Source organism: Streptomyces lomondensis (genome assembly GCF_014651035.1).
In the GTDB taxonomy this organism is placed as follows: Bacteria; Actinomycetota; Actinomycetes; order Streptomycetales; family Streptomycetaceae; genus Streptomyces; species Streptomyces lomondensis.
This window is the reverse complement of sequence record NZ_BMWC01000001.1, coordinates 685,481-710,311: the sequence shown is the minus strand read 5'-3', so window position 1 is coordinate 710,311 and position 24,831 is coordinate 685,481. Positions and strand designations below refer to the sequence as shown.

Sequence of the window (24,831 nt, the reverse complement as noted above, 5' to 3'; positions counted from 1 at the left end):
CCGACACCGCGGCCGCCATCGATCGTGGCGTTGCCCCCACGTCAGCTCACGTCCCCACGTCCGCTCACCCCGGCGGGAGCACCTCGTGAACCGTCGAACCAGCGACGTGCAGGCATTCGAAGCCCACGCAACCGACACCGACCTGGACGACCTGCGTGCGCGACTGGCCGCAGCACGGCTGCCGGAAGCCGAGACGGTCTACCGCGCCGCGCCGGACCCTCGCCGATGGGACCAGGGCGTTCCGCTTGCCGACCTCGTGGACGTCGTGGACTACTGGCGCACCGGGTACGACTGGCGGTCGTTCGAAACGCGCCTCAACCAGATCGGCCAGTTCCGCACGACCATTGACGATCTGGGAATCCACTTCCTGCACCGCCGATCCGCCCGCGCGGACGCCACCCCTCTGATCTTGACGCACGGATGGCCGGGCAGCATTGCCGAGTTCACCCATGTCATGGACGAACTGGCAGATCCCGAAAACGCAGACGCACCAGCGTTCCACGTCGTGGCGCCGTCGCTGCCAGGCTTTGGTCACAGCGACAAGCCGGCCACCACCGGGTGGGGAACCGAAAAGATCGCGGCCGCCTGGGTGGAACTGATGGAAAGGCTGGGCTACAGCAAGTTCGTAGCCCACGGCGGTGACTGGGGAGGTGTGATCACCACGATCCTCGGCGGCAGGTTCCCGGAGCACGTGCTCGGCATCCACACAACGACCGCGCAGGCACCGCCCGGGTTGACAACGGACGGGCTGACGGCAGGCGAGCGCACATGGACCGAGGAAACCCGTGATTTCTGGCGGCACCGCGCGGCGTACGCGAAACAGCAGGCGACCCGACCGCAGACCATCGGCTACTCGCTCGTCGACTCACCGGTCGGGCTTCTCGCCTGGATCCTCGACAAGTTCGCCGAGTGGACAGATACCGAAGACAGCCCGTTCGAGGCGATATCCAGGGACAGCGTCCTTGACAACGTCACCCTGTATTGGCTGACGCGGACCGGGGCGTCGTCAGCCCGCATCTACTACGAAAGCCACGACTCGCTCGACCCCGAACTTCGGGTCGATGTCCCGTCAGCCATCAGTGTGTATCCCCGCGACATCGAGAAGTGTCCGCGCGCCTGGGCACAGGAGCGGTTCCGCCGGATCGTCCGATGGAGGTCGCCCGAGACCGGGGGACATTTCCCGTCGCTGGAGGTTCCCGAGTATTTCGTCAAGGATCTGCAGGAGGGCCTGGCGGCAGTGCTGGCCGCGAGCGGTGGTCGGTCATGACCCGGGAGCCGCGGGAGGGCGGCACCTCCGCACAAGGTGCCGCCCCGCCCTCCTCCGTGCGCCGGAGCCGCCGCGATCGGTGAGGGTGGTCGGGGACCGCCGACGGCTCCGGGTTCTCGAGTGGCCCTGCACGGGCCACGGGTCTACCGGTGGTCGCTCCCCTGCGACTGCACCGCCGCCCGGCCCGCCTCCAGGCGGGCGACCGGGATGCGGAACGGGGAGCAGGAGACGTAGTCGAGTCCGACCTCGTGGAAGAAGTGGACCGACTCCGGGTCGCCGCCGTGCTCGCCGCAGACGCCGAGCTTGAGGTCGGGGCGGGTCTCGCGGCCGGCCTTGGCGGCCAGCTTCACCAGGGAGCCGACGCCGTCCTTGTCGATCGTCTCGAACGGGGAGACGCCGAAGATGCCCTTCTCCAGGTACGCCGTGAAGAACGAGGCCTCCACGTCGTCGCGGGAGAAGCCCCACACCGTCTGCGTCAGGTCGTTCGTGCCGAAGGAGAAGAACTGCGCCGCCTCGGCGATCTGACCGGCGGTCAGCGCGGCGCGCGGCAGCTCGATCATCGTGCCGATGGAGAGCTTGAGCTGCGTGCCCGAGGCCGCCTCGACCTCGGCGATGACCTGGTCGGCCTCCTCGCGGACGATCTCCAGCTCCTGGACCGTGCCGACCAGCGGGATCATGATCTCGGCGCGCGGGTCGCCCTTGGCGGCCTTGCGCTCGGCCGCGGCCTCGGCGATCGCGCGGACCTGCATGGTGAACAGGCCGGGGATGACCAGGCCGAGACGGACACCGCGCAGGCCGAGCATCGGGTTCTGCTCGTGCAGGCGGTGGACCGCCTGGAGGAGGCGGAGTTCGTTCTCGTGCGGCTCCTGGCGGGACTCCGCGAGGGCGACGCGGACCGAGAGTTCCGTGATGTCGGGCAGGAACTCGTGCAGCGGCGGGTCGAGGAGGCGGACGGTGACCGGGAGGCCGTCCATCGACTCGAAGAGCTGGACGAAGTCCTGCTTCTGGAGCGGGAGCAACTGCTTGAGGGACTCCTCGCGCTCGGCGTCGGTGTCGGCCAGGATCAGCCGCTCCACCAGCTCGCGCCGGTCGCCGAGGAACATGTGCTCGGTGCGGCACAGGCCGATGCCCTGGGCGCCGAAGCGGCGGGCCCGCAGCGCGTCCTCGGCGTTGTCCGCGTTGGCGCGCACGCGCAGGCGGCGCTTGCGGTCGGCGAACGCCATGATGCGGTGGACCGCCTCGACCAGCTCGTCGGCGTCCTCGGCACCGGCGTGCATCCGGCCCTCGAAGTACTCCACGACCGGGGACGGCACGACCGGTACCTCACCGAGGTAGACCTTGCCCGTCGAGCCGTCGATGGAGACGACGTCGCCCTCCTCGACGACGTGCCCGCCCGGGACGGTCATCCGGCGGCGCTTGGTGTCGACCTCCAGCTCCTCGGCGCCGCAGACACAGGTCTTGCCCATGCCGCGCGCGACGACGGCCGCGTGGGAGGTCTTGCCGCCGCGCGAGGTCAGGATGCCCTCGGCGGCGATCATGCCGTCCAGGTCGTCGGGGTTGGTCTCGCGGCGGATGAGGATGACCTTCTCGCCGGAGCGGGACCACTTGACGGCCGTGTAGGAGTCGAAGACGGCCTTGCCGACGGCCGCGCCCGGGGAGGCCGCGATGCCGCGGCCGACCTGCTCGACCTTCGCGCTCTCGTCGAAGCGCGGGAACATCAGCTGGGCGAGCTGGGCGCCGTTGACGCGGGTGAGCGCCTCGGCCTCGTCGATCAGGCCCTGGTCCACCAGCTGGGTCGCGATGCGGAAGGCCGCGCCCGCGGTGCGCTTGCCGACGCGGGTCTGGAGCATCCACAGCTGCCCGCGCTCGATGGTGAACTCGATGTCGCAGAGATCCTTGTAGTGGTTCTCCAGGGTCTCCATGATCTGCATGAGCTGGTCGTACGACTTCTTGTCGATGCGTTCCAGCTCGGCGAGCGGCACGGTGTTGCGGATGCCCGCGACGACGTCCTCGCCCTGGGCGTTCTGGAGGTAGTCGCCGTAGACGCCCTGGTGGCCGGAGGCGGGGTCGCGGGTGAAGGCGACGCCGGTGCCGGAGTCGGGGCCGAGGTTGCCGAAGACCATGGAGCAGACGTTGACGGCCGTGCCCAGGTCGTGCGGGATGCGCTCCTGGCGGCGGTAGAGCTTGGCCCGGTCGGTGTTCCAGGAGTCGAAGACCGCGTGGATGGCGAGGTCCATCTGCTCGCGCGGGTCCTGCGGGAAGTCCCGGCCGGCCTCGGTCTTGACGATCTTCTTGAACTTGGTGACGAGCTTCTTGAGGTCGGCGGCCTCCAGCTCGGTGTCGACCGTGACCTTCTTGGCGGCCTTCGCGGCCTCCAGCGCGTCCTCGAACAGTTCGCCGTCGACGCCGAGGACGGTCTTGCCGAACATCTGGATGAGGCGGCGGTAGGAGTCCCACGCAAAACGCTCGTCGCCGGCCTGCTTGGCCAGGCCCTGCACCGACTTGTCGGAGAGGCCGATGTTGAGGACGGTGTCCATCATGCCGGGCATCGAGAACTTGGCGCCCGAGCGCACCGACACCAGCAGCGGGTTGTCGGCCTGGCCGAGCTTCTTGCCCATGCGGGCCTCCAGCGCGTCGAGGTGCGCACTCACCTCGTCACGCAGTGCCGCAGGCTCCTCGCCGCTGTCCAGGTAGACCTTGCAGGCCTCGGTGGTGATCGTGAAGCCGGGCGGGACCGGAAGGCCGAGGTTGGTCATCTCGGCGAGGTTCGCGCCCTTGCCGCCGAGGAGGTCCTTGAGGTCCTTGTTGCCCTCGGTGAAGTCGTAAACGAACTTCACGCCCTCAACGCTCTTACCGTGCTCAGCTACCTGGGGATCTTTGTTTTCCGACACGGGTCTCGACTCCTCGAGGACGCGGTGGCTGCCCTGACGGCGAGGAACATACCCAGATCGAAGGCGTCTGGGTACGTCCACTCGCGCGTCATACGCCTGTAACCACTCGTCCGCCACCGGATCGAAAGTCAAGGCTGGGCAAGCGATCACAGCCGTATGTTTTCACTTCTTGAACGCATGAACCTCCGTAGCCCTGACTGAGCGCTCACATGAGCGGCAATCGGCACGATTGATTTCGCTCGATGAACGATCAAAGGGTGGCACTCAGTGCCACACTTTGGAGAAGTGCAGCCGCTCATGATCCGCTCATCTGAGCGCAACCCTTATCAAGGGTGGCGAGAATCACGCTGCCACAGCCGACCGGATTTCACCATGCGGACGCGTCTCGGGACCGAAACCCGCCCGTCACACCCCGAGCGCGCGCAGCCGCTCCTCGACCCGCTCGGGCGCGTAGAGGTGCTCCACGACCATCGCACCGGCCCCCACCAGCCCGGCCCGCTCGCCCAGCCGCGAGGTGACCACGTCCAGGTGGGCGGTGGAGCGGGGCAGCGCCCGCTGGTAGAGCAGCTCGCGCACGCCCGTGAGGAAGGGCGTTCCGGCCAGATCTCCGGCGATCATCAGCACTCCGGGGTTCAGAAGGGTCACGACGGTCGCCAGCACGTCGCCGACCCGGCGCCCGGCCTCCCGGGCGAGCCCGACCGCCTCGGGGTGCCCGGACGCCAGCAGGTCCCGCACGTCCGAGCCGGAGGCCGCCGGCACCCCGGCCTCCGCCAGCCGCCGCGCCACCGCGCCCCCGCTCGCGACGGCGGCCAGGCAGCCGTACGAACCGCACCGGCACAGCGCCTGGGCGCCCTCCGGTACCCGGATGTGCCCGATGTCCCCGGCGCCGCCGTCGATGCCCCGGAACAGCGAGCCGTCGACCACGACTCCGGCGCCGATGCCGGTGGAGACCTTGACCAGCACGAACGCCGAGCAGTCGGGGTAGCCGGTGCGCTGCTCGCCGTAGGCCATGAGGTTGGCGTCGTTGTCCACGAGCACCGGTGGCGCGGCGGCGCCCGTGTGCTCGGTGAGCGCCCGGGCCAGCCGGCCCCTTATGTCGTAGCCGTCCCAGCCGGGCATGATCGGCGGCTGGACGACGCGGCCGGTCTCGGTGTCGACCGGGCCGGGCACCGCGAGCCCGACCCCGCACACCCTCTCGGCGCCGTGGCCGGCCTTCTCCAGCAGCTCGGCGAACCAGCGGCCGAGTTCGCCGAGCACGACGTCCGGTCCGTCCTCGACGGCGAGGGTGCCGGAGTGCTCGGCGTGGATCTCGCCGCTGAGCGACAGCACGGCCGCCCGCGCGTGCCGGGTGTCGAGGTCGGCGGCGAGGACCACCGCGTGCTCGTCGTCGAACTCCAGCGTGATGGAGGGGCGTCCGCCCAGCGGGGAGTCCACCGGCCCGCCGGCGCCCTCGCGCAGCCAGCCCGCGCGGAAGAGCCGGTCGAGCCGCTGCCCGACGGTCGCCCGGGACAGTCCGGTCGCCTGCTGGAGGGCACCCCGGGTCGTGGCGCGGCGACTGCGCACCAGTTCGAGCAGATCGCCGGCGCTTGCCTGAACACGTCCCGTCATGCGCACCCCCTTGTGTTTCCCAACCCTGCATTACATATTGGGTTTTGCGTGTTAAATAGACGTAACCCTACGGTAGCCCCTGCCGATCCCGGTCAGGAGTACGTCTTTGGGAGAGCCCCGAGTGGATCGCATCGCCCAGCTCACCACGCCCCCCGCAGGGCGCGAGATTGCATACGGTCCGGCCGCCGCGCCGTCTTCCCTACAGGTCAGGGCCGCACAGGTCCTGGAGAGCAACTGGACGGGCAGGTCCACCGTGCCCTCGCGCAGCCTGTATCCGCACCAGTGGTCGTGGGACTCGGCATTCATCGCGATCGGCCTCAGGCACCTGTCGCCGTTACGCGCCCAGACGGAGCTGGAGACGCTGCTGGCCGCCCAGTGGGCGGACGGGCGGATCCCGCACATCGTCTTCAACCCCTCCGTGCCCCTCGACGCGTACTTCCCGAGCCCCGACTTCTGGCGCTCCTCCACCGCCGGGCGCGCCGCGGGCGCCCCGCGCACCGTACAGACCTCCGGGATCGTGCAGCCACCGGTGCACGCCCTGGCCGCGTGGCTGGTGCACCTCGCCGACCCGGGCCTGTCCCGGGCGCGCGGCTTCCTCGCCCGGGCCTACCCCCGGCTGGCCGCCTGGCACCGCTACCTCCTGCGCCGGCGCGACCTGGGCGGGGGCGGGCTGGTGTCCGTCGTGCACCCGTGGGAGCAGGGGATGGACAACAGCCCCTGCTGGGACCGCCCGTTGTCCCGGGTCACTCCCGCCCCGGCCCGCTCCTTCCGCCGCGCCGACCTCGAGCACGGCGCGCCCGAGGACCGGCCGACGGACCTGGACTACGGGCGGTACGTGCGGCTGGCGGCGGACTACCGGGACGGCGGCTACGCCGACGAGCCGTACCGGGAAGCCCCCGCCGGGAGACGTCCGGGCGGCTTCGCCGTGGAGGACCCGGCGTTCAACGCCCTGCTCATCGCCTCCGAGCACGCCCTCGCCCGGATCGCCCAGGAGCTGGGCGCGGCGGGCGCGGCCCGGCAGGCCCGGGCCGAGCGCCTCACGGCGGTCCTGGTGGAGCGGCTGTGGGAGCCGGCCGCGGGGATGTTCCTGTGCCGGGACGTGCGCGCCGGGGAGCTGATCCCCGAGCGCGGGGTCTCCGGGCTGATCCCGCTGCTGCTGCCGACCCTGCCGCGCGACCTCGCGGCCACCCTGGTCCGCACGGTGTGCGGCCCGCACTTCGGCCTCGGCGGCTCCACCCGCCTGGTCCCCAGCTACGACCTGCTGGGCGAGGCCTTCGACCCGCACCGCTACTGGCGCGGCCCGGCCTGGTTCAACACGAACTGGCTGCTGGAGCGCGGGCTGCGGCTGCACGGCGAGCGCGGCCGGGCCGACGCCCTGCGCAAGGGCATCCTGCACACCGCCGGCGCCTCCGACTTCGCGGAGTACGTCGACCCGTACACGGCACAGGCCTGCGGCGCCACCGGCTTCGGCTGGACCGCCGCGCTCACGCTCGACCTGCTGCACGACCGGCCCGCATGGGACAGGAACGGCGTCACGGCGATCAAGGGAGGGGACCAGGGATGACGGACCGGCATCATCTGCTCGTGCACGGCGGGACGTTCGCCGCCGTCGGCGACCGCGGCGACATCAGCGGCTACCGGGGCGGCAGCGCCCCCGACGGCATGTTCGTACGGGACGCGCGGCATCTGAGCCGCTGGCAGCTCACCGTCGACGGCGCCGTGCCGGAGACGCTGACGCCGGTGGCCGACGGGGACACCGCGGCCTGCGTCCTCGTCCCGCGCGGCGGCCGCGACGAGCCGCCCGCCTACACGCTCTTCCGCGAACAGGCCGTGGGCGACGCCTCGTTCGTGGAGTCGCTGCGCGTCACCAGCAACCGCCCGGTGCCGACGACGGTCCGCCTCGCGGTCACCGCCGACGCCGACTTCACCGACCAGTTCGAGCTGCGCTCCGACCACCGCACGTACACCAAGGCCGGCGCCGTCCGCTCCCGCCAGGTCCTCGACCACGGCGTGGAGTTCAGCTACCGGCGCGGCGAGTGGCGGTCCGTCACGACCGTGACGGCCGAGCCCCGGCCGGACGCCGTGGAGGAGACCGGCACGGGTGCCCGCCGCCTGGTGTGGACCCTGGACCTCGCACCGCACGGCACCGCCGAGCTGGTCCTGCGCGTCATGGCCCGCCCGCACGGCGACAAGCGGGCCCTGCGCGTGCCCCGCTCCCCCGCCGCTGTCCGGGGCCAACTCCAGGCCCGGGAAGCGGAGTTCGCGGAAGGCGTGGCCTTTCCGTCCGGCTGGCCGGAGCTGGCCGCGGCCTGTACCCGGGGCCTGGCCGACCTCGCCGCGCTCCAGGTCCCGGCGACCGGCCCGGACGGCGAGGAACTGCGCGTCCCGGCCGCCGGCGCCCCCTGGTTCCTGACCCTGCTGGGCCGGGACGCCCTGCTGACCTCGCTGTTCGCGCTGCCCTACCGGCCGCGGCTGGCCGCCGCTACCCTGCCCGCGCTGGCCGCGACCCAGGCCACGCAGGCCGTGGCCGACGAGATCGCCCAGCCCGGCAAGATCGTGCACGAGGTGCGGCACGGCGAACTGGCCCACTTCGGCCAGGTCCCCTACCGCCGCTACTACGGCTCGGTCGACGCCACCCCCCTCTTCCTCGTCCTGCTCGGGGCGTACACCGAGCACACCGGCGACACGGCCCTGGCCCGCCGCCTGGAGCCGCACGCCCGCGCCGCGGTCGGCTGGATGCTCGACCACGGCGGCCTGACCTCGCGCGGCTACCTCGTCTACCGCGCCGACCAGGGCGGCCTCGCCAACCAGAACTGGAAGGACTCCCCCGGCGCCATCTGCTCCGCAGAGGGCACCCGCCCGCACGGCCCGGTGACGGCCGCCGGCGCCCAGGGCTACGCCTACGACGCGCTGCGCCGCACGGCGTGGCTCGCGCGCACGGCGTGGCAGGACGGGACGTACGCGGATCTGCTGGAGCAGGCGGCCGGTGACCTGCGCGACCGTTTCCAGCGGGACTTCTGGATGCCGGAGCACTCCTTCCCGGCGCTCGCGCTGGACGGCCGCGGCGACCGGGTCGACGCGCTCGCCTCCGACGCCGGGCACCTGCTGTGGTCGGGGCTGCTGGACAAGGAGTACGGCGAACTGGTCGGCCGCCGCCTGCTGGAGCCGGACTTCTTCTCCGGCTGGGGCGTGCGCACCCTGGCGGCCGGGCAGCCGGCGTACCACCCGCTCTCCTACCACCGCGGCTCGGTCTGGCCGCACGACAACGCGCTGATCGCGCTGGGCCTGGCCCGCTACGGACTGCACGACGAGGCCCGCGCGATCGCCCGCGGCCTGGTCGACGCGGCGTCCGCGACCGGCCACCGGCTGCCGGAGGTCCTCGCGGGCTACGGCCGCGACACGCATCCGGAGCCGGTGCCGTACCCGCACGCGTGCGTGCGCGAATCCCGGTCGGCGTCGGCCCCGCTGGCCCTGCTCACCGCGGTCGGCGGTATCTGAGAGCCATTTGGCCGGCCGTTTGCCGGGTGTTTGCCGAGCGCCGGCCCGGTGGGCTGAACACATCCGGTGATCGCGCCGTACGGAACTGCGGCGGACCCGTTCCCCCACGCGGGTCCGCCACCCCACGTGGTTTCGTACGGGAAGGACCTCCGGGTGCCTGTCTTCACACGCCTCCGCCAGTCATCGCAGCCGGACATCCCGGAGGCCGGGTCCGAGACGGAGCAGGAGGAGGTCCGTACGGAGGAGGCGGAGACTCCCACCCCCAGATCCCGCCTCGGCCACCTCCTGGCCTGGCGCACCCGCCACCCCCGAGCCGCCCGCGCCCTCCACCTCGCCACCACCGCCCTCGCCGCCGCCCTGGTCCTCGGCGCCCTGCTCCTCCCCAACACGCTCCCCGCCGTCGAACCGGTCAGCTTCACGCGCATCCCCGCGGAGGCGGTCATCGGGGCCGTCGTCGTGCTGGGGCTGCCGCGCCGGCCCCGGCTGGTGGCGGCCGTGCTCTACGGGCTCGGCCTCACCGCGCTGACCGCCGTGAACCTGCTCGACATGGGGTTCAACGAGTACCTCGGCCGGGGCTTCAACGCCGCACTCGACTGGGACCTGCTGCCCGACGCGCAGGCGTACGTCGGGGACACGCTGGGCGGGGGCGTCGCGACCGCCGCGGCCGTCGGCGCGGTGGTGCTCGTCCTGCTCGTGGCGGCCGTCATGGTCGCGGCGACGCTCCGCCTCGCCGAGGTGCTGGCCCGCCACCGGACCCGGGCGACCCAGGGCGCCCTGATCGCCGGCACCGCCTGGATCACCTGCTCCGCCCTGGGCCTCACGCTCTTCGGCGGGCCGATCGCCTCCGAGCGCGGCGCCGGGGCCCTCCGGGTGCACGCGCAGCGGACGGTGGACTCGCTGCGGGACGAGGCCGCGTTCGTGAAGCAGGCGAAGGCGGACACCTTCGGCAACACCCCGCCCGAGCAGCTCCTGCCCGACCTGCGCGGCAAGGACGTGATCTTCACGTTCATCGAGAGCTACGGCCGCAGCGCCGTCGAGGACCCGGCCATCGCCCCCGGCGTCGACCGGACCCTCGACACGAGCACCGAGGTCCTGACGAAGGCCGGCTTCCACGCCCGCAGCGGCTGGCTGACCTCGGCGACGTTCGGCGGCAGCAGCTGGCTCGGCCACTCCACGGCCATGTCCGGCCTGTGGATCGACAACCAGCGGCGCTACCGCACGGTCACCGCGGGCGACCACCTCACCCTCACCAAGGCCTTCCGGAAGACCGGCGCGTGGGACACGGTCGGCGTCATGCCCGGCGTGCAGAAGGGCTGGCCGGAGGAGAAGTGGTACGGCCTCGACAAGCTCTACGACGCCTTCGACCTGGGCTACCGGGGCCCGAAGTTCAGCTGGTCGACCATGCCCGACCAGTACGCGCTGGAGGCGTTCCAGCGCCAGGTGCACGGAAAGAAGCGGGACAAGCCGCTGATGTCGTTCGTCATCCTGACCTCCAGCCACCAGCCCTGGGCGCCCCTGCCGAAGATGGTCGGCTGGGACGAACTCGGCGACGGCAAGGTCTTCGGCCCGATCCAGAAGGCCGGCAACAAGGCGGCGGACGTCATCACCGACACCACCAAGTCCCGTGCGGAGTACGGCAGGTCCATCCAGTACTCGGTCACCAGCCTCACCCAGTGGATGGAGCGCTACGGCACCGACGACACCGTCCTGGTCTTCCTCGGCGACCACCAGCCCATGGCCCGGGTCAGCGGCATCCGCGCCTCCCGCGACGTACCGGTCTCCCTGGTCGCCAAGGACCCGAAGGTCCTGGAGAAGATCAGCGACTGGAACTGGACGGAGGGCCTCAAGCCCGGCCCTGACGCGCCCGTGTGGCGGATGGACTCCTTCCGCGACCGCTTCCTGAAGGCGTACGGCTCCACGCCGCACCCCTCCGGGGGCTGATCAGCCGCCGGAGGTGTCGAGTTCGGCGTCCTCGCCGACCCCGGCGCAGTCGTAGGGGTCCTTCAGCCAGCCGTCCGGCAGCACCACGCGGTTGTTGCCGGACGTACGGCCCCGGGGCCCGTCGGCGCCGGCGGGCCAGGGCTGGTCGAGGTCCAGCTCGTCCAGGCCGGACCGCAGCTCCTCCAGGGACGAGGTGATCGCGAGGCGCTTGCGCATCTCGGAGCCGACCGCGAAGCCCTTCAGATACCAGGCGACGTGCTTGCGGAAGTCGATGACGCCCCGGGACTCGTCGCCGATCCACTCCCCGAGCAGCGTGGCGTGCCGGACCATGACGTCGGCGACCTCGCGCAGGGTGGGGCGGGCGATGTCCTGGGTGCGGCCCTCGAAGGCGGCGACCAGGTCCGCGAACAGCCAGGGCCGCCCGAGGCAGCCCCGCCCCACGACCACGCCGTCGCAGCCGGTCTCGCGCACCATTCGCAGGGCGTCCTCGGCCGACCAGATGTCGCCGTTGCCGAGCACCGGGATCTCCGGGACGTGCTCCTTCAGCCGGGCGATGGCGTCCCAGTCGGCGGTGCCGCCGTAGTGCTGGGCGGCGGTGCGGCCGTGCAGGGCGATGGCGGTGACGCCCTCCTCGACGGCGATCCGGCCGGCGTCGAGGTAGGTGATGTGGTCGTCGTCGATGCCCTTGCGCATCTTCATCGTGACGGGGAGATCCCCGGCGCCACTGACCGCCTCGCGCAGGATCGCCCGCAGCAGGTTCCGCTTGTACGGCAGCGCGGAGCCGCCGCCCCTCCGGGTCACCTTCGGCACCGGGCAGCCGAAGTTCAGGTCGATGTGGTCGGCGAGGTCCTCCTCCGCGATCATGCGGACGGCCTTGCCGACGGTGACCGGGTCCACGCCGTACAGCTGGATGGACCGGGGGCGCTCACTCGCGTCGAAGTGAACGAGCTGCATGGTCTTCTCGTTGCGCTCGACCAGCGCCCGGGTGGTGATCATCTCGCTGACGAACAGGCCCTTGCCACCGCTGAACTCCCGGCACAGGGTGCGGAAGGGCGCGTTGGTGATCCCGGCCATGGGGGCCAGGACGACGGGCGGCTGGACGGTGTGCGGGCCGATCTGGAGGGGCGTGGACATGCCTCCATTGTGCCGTGCAATGAAACGGCAAAAATCATTAGTTAGCCACACTATTGAAATCGGCGTACGATGGAGCGCATGCCCGAGCTCAGCCATCGCCGCCGCATGCTGGTGCTCGCGATCTGCTGTATGAGCCTGCTGATCGTGAGCCTGGACAACACGGTCCTGAACGTGGCCCTGCCGTCCATGCAGCAGGACCTGCACGCGAGTACGTCGGGTCTGCAGTGGACGATCGACGCGTACACGCTGGTCCTGGCCTCGCTGCTGATGCTCGCGGGTTCCACGGCCGACCGGATCGGCCGCAAGCGGGTCTTCATGGCGGGGCTGGTCGTCTTCACCCTCGGCTCGGTGCTGTGCTCCCTCGCGCCGAACCTGGAGGCGCTGGTCGCCTTCCGGATGGTGCAGGCGGTGGGGGGCTCGATGCTGAACCCGGTCGCCATGTCGATCATCACCAACACCTTCACCGACCCGCGCGAGCGGGCCCGGGCGATCGGCGCCTGGGGCGCGGTCGTCGGCATCTCCATGGCCGCCGGGCCACTGGTCGGAGGCCTCCTGGTGGAGTCGGTCGGCTGGCGCTCGATCTTCTGGATCAACCTGCCGGTGGGCCTGGCGGCCCTGCTGCTCACCCTGCGCTTCGTCCCCGAGTCCCGCGCGCCCCGGGCCCGCCGCCCCGACCCGGTCGGGCAGGTGCTGGTGATCGCGCTGTTCGGTTCGCTGACGTACGCGATCATCGAGGCGCCGAGCACGGCCTTCGCGTCGATCGCCCCGCTGGCGTTCCTGGCCCTGGCGGCCCTCGGCGGACTGCTGTGGTACGAGCCGCGCCGCGCGGAACCCCTGATCGACCTCCGCTTCTTCCGCTCGGCGCCGTTCAGCGGGGCGACGGTCATCGCGATCAGCGCGTTCGCCGCGCTCGGCGGCTTCCTCTTCCTGTCCACGCTGTACCTCCAGAACGTACGGGGCCTGACCGCCCTGGAGGCGGGCCTGTGGATGCTGCCGATGGCGGTGCCGACGTTCCTGTGCGCGCCGCTGTCGGGCCGTCTGGTCGGCACCCGGGGCCCCCGCCTGTCCCTGCTGATCGCGGGCCTGGCGATGACCGCGAGCGGCGTCCTCTTCGCCGCGTTCGAGGCCGAGACGTCGAACGTCACGCTCTTCCTCGGCTACGCCCTCTTCGGCGTCGGGTTCGGCTTCGTCAACGCGCCCATCACCAACACGGCGGTCTCCGGCATGCCGCGGGCCCAGGCGGGGGTGGCGGCGGCGGTGGCCTCGACGAGCCGGCAGTTGGGGCAGACGCTGGGGGTCGCGGTCGTGGGCGCGGTGCTGGCCGCGGGTGTGGGCTCGTCGTCGTACCGGGAGATGTTCACGTCCGCCGCGCGGCCCGGGTGGTGGATCCTGGTGGCTTGCGGGGTCGCGGTGCTGGCGTTGGGTGCGTTGACGAGCGGGCGGTGGGCACGGCGGACGGCCGAACGGACGGCTGAGCGGCTGGAGTCCGCGGACGTGCGGGATGCAGTGGTGACCGCGGACCGTTCCTGACCGCGGGCGCGCGCCCGCGTGAGGTCTCCCTCACAGCCTGATAACCGGCCCCCGGGAAAGCCCTGTTGATGTTGGTCTTGCTGCACACTCCTTGCTGCGAGCAGACCGGATCGGCCGGATTCCTGGACGCGGGAGGCGTCATGGCGCAGATGGACACGAGCAGGGTCAGCCGCTGGGACCAGCACGGCCGGGAGCACGTGGTGCGGGTGCAGCGCACCGGCGTGCAGCGCACCATCCGGTGCGACACCTGCGGCTGGCGCAGAGGCGCCCAGTTCCTGCCCTGGCTGAAGGCGGAGGAGCACCTGGCGGAGGCCCATCAGGCGACGGTGGATCCGACAGCGGCGTGAACGGCCAGGCGGGTCCTAGTAGAGGATCGAGGGCAGGTAGGCCCCGTCCGGCTGGTTGTACAGGCCGATGGTCATCAGGCTCATCAGCTGTACGACCTTGAGGCCGTTGGACAGGCACCACCTGAGCAGCGCGCTGTCGCTCACGGGTACGAGGATGCCCGGGCCGCCGAACTGCGGGGCCGCGGCGATGAGGGCCTGGAGGTCCGGGGTGGTCTCGCCCACGGCGTGTGCGAAGAAGGCCAGGTCGGTGGCGTACCCGGTGACGCGTCCCGCGCGTTCGACGACCCGGGCGGTGCCCTGTTTGAGGGCGTCGGCGACCTCGCCGCCGCGGTCGACGCCGTGGACCTGGCGGCACACGTCGTTGCAGGCGCCGAGGTCCGCGTCGGTGGCCTCCCGCACCGCGTAGCCGGGCATCGGACGCCCGATCGGCGGCCCCTGCACGCAGGCGAGTGTGGCCCGGTGGGCGAAGCCCAGGCTCACGTACAGCGCGAACGATCTGTTGTGGTAGCCGCTCTGCAACAGCCGGATGCCCGGTGCCCCGCGCTCGGCGGCCCTGTCCATCACGTCCCGCATCAGGCGGCGGCCCACGCCCGCGTTCTGCACGGTGGGGTCGACGGTGACGGGCCCGACCCCGACGACGGCCGAGCGCTCGTCGAGGAAGTTGCTGCCCACGATCCGCCCGTCGAGCTCGGCGACGACCGAGTAGAAGCCCGGGTGGGTCAGGGCTCCCTCGATCAGCGCGACGCCCACCTCGGGGCTCGGGAAGTCGGGCGGGAAGGCGTGCTCCTCGGCGACGCCGGCGAAGGCCTCGTAGCAGATCCTGCCGCACTCCGCGGCATCGTCGGCGGTACCCGGGCGCAGTATGAGATCCACGATCGCTCTTCCCTTCTTCGCGCATCCCGCGCGGCGATCCGCCCCTCGCTTCCCATCCTGTGCCCCTGCCGCCCGGGGCGCACCCGGTGGCCGGCTCACACCGCCCGCGCCAGCCGCACGATCGCCGCGATCGACCGGTCGACGTCGGCCTCTGTCGTGGCGTGTCCGGAGACCGAGATGCGCATCAGCCGCCGGCCGCGCCAGGTGGTGGCGCCCATCCAGCAGGTGCCGTCGTTCTGCACGGCTCGCACGACGTGGTCGGTGCGGGCGTCGTCGCCGAAGCTGACGAGGACCTGGTTGAGTACCACGTCGTTGACGACCTCGAAGCCCGCCGCGGACAGGCCGTCGGCGAAGCGGCGGGCGAGGGAGCAGCAGCGGTCCACGAGCGCGGCGACGCCGTCCCGGCCGAGTTCGCGCAGCGCCGCCCAGGTGGCGAAGCCGCGTGCGCGGCGGGAGGACTCGGCGGTGTAGTCGGCGCCGCCGACCGGAGCACCGTCGGCGCGGGTGAGGTAGGAGGCGGTGTACGACAGGGCGTCGGCGTGGACGGCGGGGCGGGAGCAGAAGGCGTAGCCGCAGTCGTAGGGCACGTTCAGCCACTTGTGGCCGTCGCAGGCCCAGGAGTCGGCCAGCTCGACGCCGTCGACGAGGTGGCGGGTCGCCGGGCTCGCGGCAGCCCACAGGCCGAATGCGCCGTCGACGTGCACCCAGCCGCCCTGGGCGTGGGTGAGGTCGCAGACGGTACGGAGGTCGTCGCAGGCGCCGGTGTTCACATTGCCCGCCTGGGCGCAGACGATCGCCGGCGTGCCCGGGCCGGACGCCAGCACGCGGCGCAGGTCGTCGGTGTCGAGGGCGCCGCGTCCATCAGTGCGGACCGTCTCCAGGCAGTCGGTGCCCAGGCCGAGCAGCCGTAGCGAGCGGTCGATGGTGGCGTGTCGTTCCTCGCCCGCGACCACCCGCAGACGTGGGGCGCCGCCCAGTCCCTTCCGCGCGACGTCCCAGCCGGCCTCGGTGAGCAGATGCTGCCGGGCTGCCGCGAGCCCTGCGGTGTTGGCCGCCTGGCCGCCGGTGACGAACCCGGTGGATGCCGTGGCGGGGATGCCGAGCAGGTCCTTCAGCCAGCCGCCCGCCGCCTCCTCCGCGGCCAGCGCGGCGGGCGAGAGCGCGGCATTGAAGGCGTTCTGGTCCCATCCGGCGGCGAGGATCTCCGCGGCGGTGGCCGCGGGCAGCGCCCCGCCGACGACGAACCCGAAGAACCGCGGTCCCGCGGTGGCGACGAGTCCGGTCTCGGCGGCGGCCACCAGCTCGTCGACCACCGTGAGCGGGTCGGCGGGCGAGCGGTTCAGGGGGCGGGAGAACGCGGCACGCAGCGCCGCGTGGTCGACGGGCCGCGCCACCGGCCGCTCGGGCAGCGAGCGGCGGTAGGCGGCGGCGTGCTCGGCGGCGTGATGGAAGATCTTGGTCAGCTCGTCCATGACCGGACCGTAAGCACTCCTCCGAGCGGTTGGGAACGGCCAATGGCTGACGATTGGACTGCCTGCCCCCTCTAGGGCCTGTCGTTTGGATCACGCCGCAGACGCGGGGTCTGGCACGCGCATCTGCCGCGTTGTCGTCGGTTGCCGACTCCCCCAAGCTCTCGGCTTCGCTCGAGCAGGGAGGTACCCCCATGACCCCGCTCACCGGCGCTGAAAAGTACCGTCACTTCCCTGCGACCTGATCCAAACGACAGGCCCTAGGGCCGCAGCCCCCGCACCAGCAGGTCGACGACTGCTCTGAAGTCGGACTCGGCTCCCGGCTCCTCCCACTCCCGGGCGTAACAGGGGTCGTGGAAGCGCCCCGTCGCCTGGAAGACCGCGCGGGCCGTCGCCTCCGGGTCGATGGCGGCGAAATCGCCGGTCGCGACGCCGGCCTCGATGATGCGGGTCAGCTGAGACGTCAGGTCGGCGATGTGCTCGCCCACCGCCGTGCCGTTCTCGTCCGTGAGGACCGTGTACGTGGCGAACAGCTCCGGATCGTCGCCCGCCTTGCGGCGCTTGGCGGCGAACAGCGCGGCGAGCCAGTCCCGCAGCCGGGTCTCCGGGTCGCGGTCCGCGGCGACGATCCCGGACAGCTCGCCGGACGTGCGGTCCAGCCAGCGCTTGGTGACCGCCTCGCGCAGCGCCGCCTTCGTCCGGAAGTGGCGGTAGACGCTGCCGTGGCTGACGCCGAGCGCGCGGGCCACGTCCACCACGGTGGCCTTGGCCGGGCCGTGGCGGCGCAGCACCTCCTCGGTGGCCTCGAGGATGCGCTCGGCGGTCAGGGTCTCGCTGGTCGGTGCCATGCCCCTGACCGTACCCGGAGCCCGGTTCAGCTCTCGAGGTGCGCCATCTGCGCCGCCGGGTAGCGGTCGCCGGCGGCGGCTCCGGCGGGTACGGCCTCCTCGATCGCGGCCAGGTCGGCGGCGTCGAGCGTCACGTCCAGCGCGCCGAGCGCCTCGGTGAGCCGGTCGCGGCGGCGGGCGCCGACCAGCGGCACGATGTCCGTGCCGTGCCGCGGGCCCCGCGAGAGCACCCAGGCGATGGCGATCTGCGCGACGCTGACGCCCTTCTGCTCGGCAATCTTCCGCAGCGCCTCGACGAGGTTCAGGTTGTGCCGGAGGTTGTCGCCCTGGAAGCGCGGCGACATCGCCCGGAAGTCGTCGGCGCCGAGCTGCCGGTCGGCGGTGAAGTGCCCGGAGATCAGGCCGCGGGAGAGGACCCCGTAGGCCGTGATCCCGATGCCCAGTTCCCGCGTGGTCGGCAGGATCTCGTCCTCGATGCCGCGGGAGATGAGGGAGTACTCGATCTGGAGGTCGGAGACGGGCGCCGTGGCGGCGGCCCGGCGGATGGTGTCGGCGCCGACCTCGCTCAGGCCGATGTGCCGCACGTACCCCTTCTCGACCAGTTCCGCGATCGCCCCGACGGTCTCCTCGATCGGCACGTCCGGGTCGAGGCGGGCGATGCGGTAGATGTCGATGTGGTCGACGCCGAGCCGCTGGAGGGAGTACGCGGCGAAGTTCCTCACGGCGGCGGGCCGGCCGTCGTAGCCGGACCAGCCGCCGTCCGGGTCGCGCAGGGCGCCGAACTTCACGCTGGTCAGGGCCTGTTCGCGCCGGGCGGCGGGGGCCGTGCGCAGGGCCTCGCCGATCAGCAGTTCGTTGTGGCCCATGGCGTAGAAGTCGCCGGTGTCGAGCAGGGTGACGCCCGCTTCGAGCGCCGCGTGGATGGTCGCGATGGACTCGGCCCGGTCCGCCGCGCCGTACAGCGCGGACATGCCCATGCAGCCGAGGCCGAGGGCGGAGACCTGGGGGCCGGTGGTTCCGAGAGGGCTGGTTCGCATCGTCATGCCCTCCACTCTGGCATGACAGCTGACAGATTTCAATATCTGTCATTCGATATCTGTCACCGACCCTGCCGGGGAGCACGCGCCCGCATCCGGCTACCGAGCGCGCCCGCATCCGGCTACCGCGCCCGCATCCGGCTACCGCGCCGTGAACGCCAGCTTCGCCCCCAGCGCCACGAACGACCCCGCGAAGCCCCGCCGCAGCCACGCCATCACCCGCGGCCGGCCCATCACATGGCTGCGCACCGACGCGGCCAGTACCCCGTACGCGGCGAACACGACGAAGGTCGCCAGCATGAACACCCCGCCCAGCCCCAGCATCCGCAGCACCGCGTGCGGCTCCCCGGAGCTCACGAACTGCGGCAGGAACGCGAAGAAGAAGATCGTCAGCTTCGGGTTGAGGAGGTTGATCAGGACACCCCGCACGATCACCCGCCGCGCGGACACCGGTGCGGACGACGCCCCCTCCTCCTCCACGACGAGCGCCTCCTTGTCCCGCACCGTCGCCCACGCCATGTAGAGGAGGTAGGCGACCCCGGCGTACTTCAGCACCTGGAAGGCGGTCGCGCTGGCGTGCAGCAGGGCGGCGACGCCGGTGACCGTGGCGAGCAGATGCGGCACGATGCCGAGCGTGCAGCCGACGGCCGCGACGACACTCGCGCGCCGGCCGCGGGAGAGCGCGGCGGCGAGGGTGTAGACGACTCCGGTGCCCGGCGTGACGACGACGATCAGAGTGGTCAGCAGGAACGCGATGCTCATGCCCTCACCCTGGCGCCGCCCCGCCCCGAATTACAGGACCAATCGGCCGCGGCGCTGATGTACCAATTCCCCCCGGACCTCAACAGCTTTCAACCACCCCGCCATTCGACAGGGTTCACACCCGCCCCGAGAATGGAAGGGCCGGAGAGCAGTCTCCCCGGCGGCGCCTGCCCCCCGGCCGCGCGGAACTCCTGCGCCGCCCGAGGGAGCGCGCCATGACGATCCGTATCGCCACCTTCAACACGGAGAACCTCTTCCGCCGCCCGAAGGTCTTCCGCCTGCCGAGCGACAAGCAGCGCCGCGAGGTCCTCGGCGACTACGCCGAGCTGGTCTCCCTCCTGGAGCGGAAGACCTACGACGACGACACCAAGGGCCGTATCGCCGCGCTCCTGAAGAAGCACCGGGTCCACGACTCCCGCGAGGACAGGCCGTTCGTCGTCAACGAGACCCGCGGCCGGGGCACGCTGTTCAGGACGCGGGGCGGCGGCGAGAACGTCACGTTCGAGATCGTCGCCAAGGGCCGCTCGGGGTGGACCGGCTGGGTCGAGCTGGTCCGTGACGACCTCGACTGGGAGGCCGTGCACAACACCGGCCGGGTGATCGCCGAGGTCGACGCCGACATCCTGCTCACGGTGGAGGTGGAGGACCGCACGACCCTGCGGCGCTTCAACGAGCAGGTCCTGGGCGGCGACCTGAAGAAGACGCCGTACGCCTACGACATGGTGATCGACGGCAACGACCCGCGCGGCATCGACGTCGGCGTCCTCAGCCGCCACCCGATCACGTCCATGCGGTCCCACCTCTTCGACCCCGACCCCGACCGCCCGGGCGAGTACCTCTTCAGCCGGGACTGCCCCGAGTACGAGATCCAGATCGGCGCCACCCCGCTGTGGCTGCTCGGCAACCACCTCAAGAGCCAGAGCGGCGACAACCCGGAGCTGCGCATCGCCCAGGCCCGGCGCGTGGCGTCGATCTACCAGGCCGCCCTGGAGCGTTCCCCGTACGTCGTGGTCGCCGGGGATCTCAACGACGAGCCGTCCAGCGAGGCGATCCGGGCCCTGCTGGGCACCGGCCTGCGGGACGTGATGAGCCACCCGGGCTACCGGGGCACCCCGGGCACGTACGGGACGGGGAAGAGCGAGAGCCAGAAGCTCGACTACCTGATGCTGCCGCCGCCGCTGTGGGACCAGGTGCAGCACGTGGAGGTGGAACGGCGCGGCATCTGGGCGCCGGACACGTTCAAGTCCTTCGAGACCGTCACCTCGAAGGCGAACCGCGCCTCGGACCACGCGGCCGTCTACGCCGATCTGGACCTGTGAGACGCGGCGGTGCCGGGCCCCTCCGCAGAGGAACCCGGCACCGCCGTACGCGCAGGGTCGGTCAGCAGCCGACCAGGCGGGACGCCAGGTAGCCCTCGATCTGGTCGAGGGAGACGCGCTCCTGCTTCATCGAGTCACGCTCGCGGACGGTGACCGCGTTGTCCTCCAGCGTGTCGAAGTCGACGGTCACGCAGAACGGCGTACCGATCTCGTCCTGGCGGCGGTAGCGGCGGCCGATGGCGCCGGCGTCGTCGAATTCGATGTTCCAGTTCTGCCGGAGCGCCTGGGCGAGGCCCTTGGCCTTCGGGGACAGCTCCGGGTTCCGGGACAGCGGCAGGACCGCGACCTTCACCGGGGCGAGGCGCTGGTCCAGGCGCAGCACGGTGCGCTTCTCCATCTTGCCCTTGGCGTTGGGCGCCTCGTCCTCGACGTAGGCGTCGAGCAGGAACGCCAGCATCGCGCGGCCGACACCGGCCGCGGGCTCGATGACGTACGGCGTCCAGCGCTCGCCGGCCTCCTGGTCGAAGTAGGTGAGGTCCTGGCCGGAGGCCTTGGAGTGGGCGCCGAGGTCGTAGTCGGTGCGGTTGGCGACACCCTCCAGCTCGCCCCACTCACTGCCGCCGAACTGGAAGCGGTACTCGATGTCGGCGGTGCGCTTGGAGTAGTGGGAGAGCTTCTCCTTCGGGTGCTCGTACCACCGCATGTTCTCTTCACGCAGGCCGAGACCGGTGTACCAGTTCCAGCGCTGCTCCATCCAGTACTCCTGCCACTTCTCGTCCTCGCCCGGCTTGACGAAGAACTCCATCTCCATCTGCTCGAACTCGCGGGTGCGGAAGATGAAGTTGCCGGGCGTGATCTCGTTGCGGAAGGACTTGCCCATCTGGGCGATGCCGAACGGCGGCTTGCGGCGCGAGGTGGTCTGCACCTGGGAGAAGTTGGTGAAGATGCCCTGGGCGGTCTCGGGGCGCAGGTAGGCGATGGAGCCGGAGTCCTGCGTCGGGCCGAGGTGCGTGGACAGCAGGCCCGAGAACTGCTTGGGCTCGGTGAACTGGCCCTTGTTGCCGCAGTTGGGGCAGTTGACGTCGGCGAGGCCGTTCTCCGGCAGGCGGTTGTGCTTGGCCTCGTAGGCCTCCTCCAGGTGGTCCGCGCGGAACCGCTTGTGGCAGGAGGTGCACTCGGTCAGCGGGTCCGTGAAGGTGGCGACGTGGCCGGAGGCGACCCAGACCTCGGGGGCCAGGATCACGGACGAGTCGATACCGACGACGTCCTCGCGCGACGTCACCATGTAGCGCCACCACTGGCGCTTGAGGTTCTCCTTGAGCTCGACACCCAGCGGGCCGTAGTCCCAAGCGGCGCGCTGGCCGCCGTAGATCTCACTACAGGGGAATACGAAGCCACGGCGCTTGCTCAGGCTGACGATGGTGTCGATCTTGTCGGCGGCCACGGTGCTCTCTTCATTACGACGACGGGCGACGAAGCGAGATGCTTCCAGCGAATGCCTCAGGTTACCGGCGGGGGCGCCCCCTCAATCAAATCGCTCCCCCTGCGCGGGCCGCCAGTCCCTGGTCGGGACGTTTGTTGACAACCGTTTCCATATTTGTTGAAAATGAGTGTCATGAACGTACGACGACGCCTCATACCCGCCGCCGTGGCCACCGCTCTCGGCCTCGGTGCCCTCTCCGCCTGCTCCAGCGACAGCGCGGCCACGGGCGACACGGACAAGTTCGACGTCGTCGCGTCGTTCTATCCGATGGCCTTCCTCGCCGAGCAGATCGGCGGCGACCACGCGAACGTCACCAGCCTGACCGAGCCCGGCCAGGAGCCGCACGACCTGGAGATCAGCACCCAGCAGCGGGCGCAGCTGGAGGAGGCCGACGCGGCGCTCTTCCTCAAGGGTCTCCAGCCCGCCGTCGACGAGGCCGTGCAGCAGACCGGCATCAAGACGAAGATCGACGCGGCCGCGCTCACCACCCTGGAGGACCACGGCACCGGCGGCCACAGCCACGAGGGCGAGGAGGGCCACGCCGAGGAAGGCCACGCCGAGGAGGAGGAACACGCCCGCGACCCGCACGTCTGGCTCGACCCGGTGAAGTACGCCGAGGTCGCCCGGGGCGTCGGCAAGGCCTTCGAGAAGGCCGACCCGGACCACGCGGCCGACTACAAGAAGAACACCGAGGCCCTGGTCGAGAAGCTGAACGGCCTCGACGGCGAGTTCGAGAACGGCCTGAAGAACTCGAAGACCAAGGTCTTCTTCACCAACCACGCCGCCTTCGGCTACCTCGCCGAGCGCTACGGCCTCACCCAGGAGGCCATCTCCGGCCTCGACCCCGAGAGCGAGCCCAGCGCCGCCCGCATGAAGGAGCTCCAGCAGGAGGCCAGGGCCGACGGCGTCACCACCGTCTTCTACGAGACACTGGTCTCCGACAAGACCGCCAAGACCCTCGCCCGGGACGCGAAGCTGAAGACGGACGTCCTCGACCCGCTGGAGGGCATCACCGACAAGTCCCGCGGCGACGACTACTTCCAGGTCATGCGAGCCAACCTCAAGGCGCTCCAGACGGCCCTGGGAACCAAGTGACCGACCCATCGGAGGACGGCATGACCGAGCCCGTCGTATCCCTGCGCGGCGTCCGCGCCGACCTCGGCTCACGCCCCGTCCTGCGCGGCATCGACCTCACCGTGCACCGCGGTGAGGTCGTCGCGCTGCTCGGCGCGAACGGCTCCGGCAAGTCGACGGCCGTGCGCAGCGTCATCGGCCAGGTGCAGACCGGCGCCGGCGAGATCGAGCTGTTCGGCACGGACCGCAGGCGGTTCCGCGACTGGCACCGCGTGGGCTACGTCCCGCAGCGCACCACGGCCGCGTCCGGCGTGCCCGCCACGGTGACCGAGGTGGTCCTCTCCGGCCGCCTGTCCCGGGCCCGCTTCGGCGTGCTGCGCAAGGCGGACCACGCGGCCGTGCGCAAGGCCCTGGAGCTGGTCGGCATGGCCGACCGGGCCAAGGACTCGGTCGACGCCCTCTCCGGCGGCCAGCACCAGCGCGTCCTGATCGCCCGCGCGCTCGTCTCCGAGCCCGAGCTGCTGATCATGGACGAGCCGATGGCCGGGGTCGACCTGGCCAGCCAGGAGGTCCTCGCGCACACGCTCAGGGAGCAGGTCTCCGAGGGCACGACGGTCCTGCTCGTCCTGCACGAACTGGGCCCCCTGGAGCCCCTCATCGACCGGGCGGTCGTCCTGCGCGACGGCTGCGTCGTCCACGACGGCCCGCCCCCGAAGGCCGTCGGACAGCACGCCCTGCCCGGCCACGACCACGTACACCCGCACGCACCGGCGGGCACCGAACCGATCCGCACGGGACTGCTGAGCTGATGGACTTCCTCGACTACGCCTTCATGCAGCGGGCCCTGCTCGCCGCCGTCCTGGTCGGCATCACGGCCCCGGCCGTCGGCATCTACCTCGTGCAGCGCCGCCAGGCCCTGATGGGCGACGGCATCGGCCACGTGGCGATGACCGGCGTCGGCCTCGGCTTCCTGCTGACCTGGTCCCCGGTGTGGATGGCGACGCTCGTCTCCATCCTCGGCGCGGTCCTCATGGAGCTGATCCGCTGGTACGGCAGGACCCGCGGCGACATCGCCCTCGCGATGCTCTTCTACGGCGGCATGGCCGGCGGTGTGATGTTCATCAACCTCGCGCCGACGGGCTCCAACGCCAACCTGACGTCGTACCTGTTCGGCTCCCTGTCGACGGTGTCCGAGTCGGACGTCACGGCCATCTGCGTGCTGGCCGCCTTCGTCGTGCTGGTCACCCTCGGCCTGCGGCGGCAGCTGTTCGCGGTCAGCCAGGACGAGGAGTTCGCCCGGGTGACGGGCCTGCCGGTGCGCGCCCTGAACCTGCTGACGGCGATCACCGCGGCCGTCACGGTCACGGTGGCGATGCGCGTGGTCGGCCTGCTGCTGGTCAGCGCGCTGATGGTGGTGCCCGTGGCGGCCGCCCAGCAGATCGGCCGCAGCTTCGCCGCGACCTTCGCGATCGCCGTCGCCATCGGGGTGAGCGTGACGATCGGCGGCACCGTCACCTCGTACTACCAGGACGTGCCGCCCGGTGCGACGATCGTGCTGCTGACCATCGGCGCCTTCATCGTGCTGACGGCGCTCGCGGCCCCGCTGGCCCGTCGCCGCGCCCGGGACCGGGCCGCCGCACACGGCACGGCGGACCCCGCGGAGTGCTCGATTCCGGGCACCCGGGAGGCAGCCGACGAGGTCGGCGTCTGACCGCCCCCGCCCCGGGCTGGCACAATGGCCCGGGCAAGG

Annotated in this window: 19 protein-coding genes; 10 read left to right on the top strand and 9 right to left on the bottom strand. The window is 71.4% G+C overall.

The genetic code is table 11. From position 1 onward, the window contains the following. Positions 1 to 85 precede the first annotated feature (85 nt). The gene (locus tag IE255_RS03070; protein WP_190048520.1) at positions 86 to 1,267 is read left to right on the top strand and encodes an epoxide hydrolase family protein; all 1,182 of its coding nucleotides are present in this window, start codon (positions 86 to 88) and stop codon (positions 1,265 to 1,267) included. Between the two features lie 143 nt (positions 1,268 to 1,410). On the opposite strand, the gene ppdK is transcribed toward IE255_RS03070, so the two are convergent. Continuing rightward, positions 1,411 to 4,158, bottom strand: coding sequence for a pyruvate, phosphate dikinase (gene ppdK, locus IE255_RS03065; RefSeq protein ID WP_190048519.1), 2,748 nt, complete (start codon positions 4,156 to 4,158; stop codon positions 1,411 to 1,413). Positions 4,159 to 4,563: 405 nt separating this feature from the next. Next, positions 4,564 to 5,766 (bottom strand): ROK family protein, encoded by a 1,203-nt coding sequence (locus IE255_RS03060; RefSeq protein WP_190048518.1) that lies wholly within the window; start codon positions 5,764 to 5,766, stop codon positions 4,564 to 4,566. 121 nt (positions 5,767 to 5,887) lie between these two features. On the opposite strand from IE255_RS03060, the gene IE255_RS40300 reads away from it, so the two are divergent. The 3 genes from IE255_RS40300 (at position 5,888) to IE255_RS03045 (ending at position 11,205) form a co-directional block, all read left to right on the top strand. Beyond that, positions 5,888 to 7,330, top strand: coding sequence for an MGH1-like glycoside hydrolase domain-containing protein (locus tag IE255_RS40300; RefSeq protein WP_190048517.1), 1,443 nt, complete (start codon positions 5,888 to 5,890; stop codon positions 7,328 to 7,330). Continuing rightward, complete coding sequence (locus tag IE255_RS40295; RefSeq protein WP_190048516.1) at positions 7,327 to 9,264, top strand: amylo-alpha-1,6-glucosidase; 1,938 nt, start codon at positions 7,327 to 7,329, stop codon at positions 9,262 to 9,264. The genes IE255_RS40300 and IE255_RS40295 overlap by 4 nt, the downstream gene beginning before the upstream one ends. Before the next feature lie 153 nt (positions 9,265 to 9,417). Continuing rightward, entirely contained in the window at positions 9,418 to 11,205 is a 1,788-nt protein-coding gene (locus tag IE255_RS03045; protein WP_190048515.1) for an alkaline phosphatase family protein, read from the top strand. Here the strand turns inward: IE255_RS03045 and dusB are convergent, their stop codons facing one another. Continuing rightward, entirely contained in the window at positions 11,206 to 12,339 is a 1,134-nt protein-coding gene (dusB, locus tag IE255_RS03040; RefSeq protein WP_190048514.1) for a tRNA dihydrouridine synthase DusB, read from the bottom strand. It abuts the gene before it with no gap. 78 nt (positions 12,340 to 12,417) lie between these two features. Here dusB and IE255_RS03035 point away from each other — a divergent pair, with 78 nt between their 5' ends. Further along, positions 12,418 to 13,869: an MFS transporter gene (locus tag IE255_RS03035; RefSeq protein WP_190048513.1), complete on the top strand. Its 1,452-nt coding sequence runs from the start codon at positions 12,418 to 12,420 to the stop codon at positions 13,867 to 13,869. Positions 13,870 to 14,009: 140 nt separating this feature from the next. Beyond that, on the top strand, positions 14,010 to 14,216 hold the full coding sequence (locus tag IE255_RS03030; protein ID WP_190048512.1) for a hypothetical protein: 207 nt from the start codon (positions 14,010 to 14,012) through the stop codon (positions 14,214 to 14,216). A gap of 15 nt (positions 14,217 to 14,231) precedes the next feature. Here the strand turns inward: IE255_RS03030 and IE255_RS03025 are convergent, their stop codons facing one another. From IE255_RS03025 to IE255_RS03005, 5 genes are all read right to left on the bottom strand, one after another. Beyond that, entirely contained in the window at positions 14,232 to 15,089 is an 858-nt protein-coding gene (locus IE255_RS03025) for a GNAT family N-acetyltransferase (protein ID WP_190048511.1), read from the bottom strand. Between the two features lie 95 nt (positions 15,090 to 15,184). Continuing rightward, positions 15,185 to 16,561 (bottom strand): pyridoxal phosphate-dependent decarboxylase family protein, encoded by a 1,377-nt coding sequence (locus IE255_RS03020; RefSeq protein ID WP_190048510.1) that lies wholly within the window; start codon positions 16,559 to 16,561, stop codon positions 15,185 to 15,187. Positions 16,562 to 16,818: 257 nt separating this feature from the next. Further along, positions 16,819 to 17,406, bottom strand: coding sequence for a TetR/AcrR family transcriptional regulator (locus IE255_RS03015; RefSeq protein ID WP_190048509.1), 588 nt, complete (start codon positions 17,404 to 17,406; stop codon positions 16,819 to 16,821). Positions 17,407 to 17,432: 26 nt separating this feature from the next. Then, the gene (locus tag IE255_RS03010) at positions 17,433 to 18,443 is read right to left on the bottom strand and encodes an aldo/keto reductase (protein WP_190049330.1); all 1,011 of its coding nucleotides are present in this window, start codon (positions 18,441 to 18,443) and stop codon (positions 17,433 to 17,435) included. A gap of 141 nt (positions 18,444 to 18,584) precedes the next feature. Then, on the bottom strand, positions 18,585 to 19,205 hold the full coding sequence (locus IE255_RS03005) for a LysE family translocator (protein ID WP_190048508.1): 621 nt from the start codon (positions 19,203 to 19,205) through the stop codon (positions 18,585 to 18,587). 215 nt (positions 19,206 to 19,420) lie between these two features. Here IE255_RS03005 and IE255_RS03000 point away from each other — a divergent pair, with 215 nt between their 5' ends. Further along, on the top strand, positions 19,421 to 20,524 hold the full coding sequence (locus IE255_RS03000) for an endonuclease/exonuclease/phosphatase family protein (RefSeq protein WP_190048507.1): 1,104 nt from the start codon (positions 19,421 to 19,423) through the stop codon (positions 20,522 to 20,524). Positions 20,525 to 20,585: 61 nt separating this feature from the next. On the opposite strand, the gene IE255_RS02995 is transcribed toward IE255_RS03000, so the two are convergent. Then, positions 20,586 to 21,968 (bottom strand): glycine--tRNA ligase, encoded by a 1,383-nt coding sequence (locus tag IE255_RS02995; RefSeq protein WP_190048506.1) that lies wholly within the window; start codon positions 21,966 to 21,968, stop codon positions 20,586 to 20,588. Between the two features lie 171 nt (positions 21,969 to 22,139). Between IE255_RS02995 and IE255_RS02990 the strand changes: the two genes are divergently transcribed. The 3 genes from IE255_RS02990 to IE255_RS02980 are packed head-to-tail and all read left to right on the top strand — an operon-like array spanning position 22,140 to position 24,792. Further along, on the top strand, positions 22,140 to 23,102 hold the full coding sequence (locus tag IE255_RS02990; protein WP_190048505.1) for a metal ABC transporter substrate-binding protein: 963 nt from the start codon (positions 22,140 to 22,142) through the stop codon (positions 23,100 to 23,102). Positions 23,103 to 23,122: 20 nt separating this feature from the next. Continuing rightward, positions 23,123 to 23,890, top strand: a complete 768-nt coding sequence (locus tag IE255_RS02985) for a metal ABC transporter ATP-binding protein (RefSeq protein WP_190048504.1) — start codon at positions 23,123 to 23,125, stop codon at positions 23,888 to 23,890. Beyond that, positions 23,890 to 24,792 (top strand): metal ABC transporter permease, encoded by a 903-nt coding sequence (locus tag IE255_RS02980; RefSeq protein WP_190048503.1) that lies wholly within the window; start codon positions 23,890 to 23,892, stop codon positions 24,790 to 24,792. The genes IE255_RS02985 and IE255_RS02980 overlap by 1 nt, the downstream gene beginning before the upstream one ends. Positions 24,793 to 24,831 lie beyond the last annotated feature (39 nt).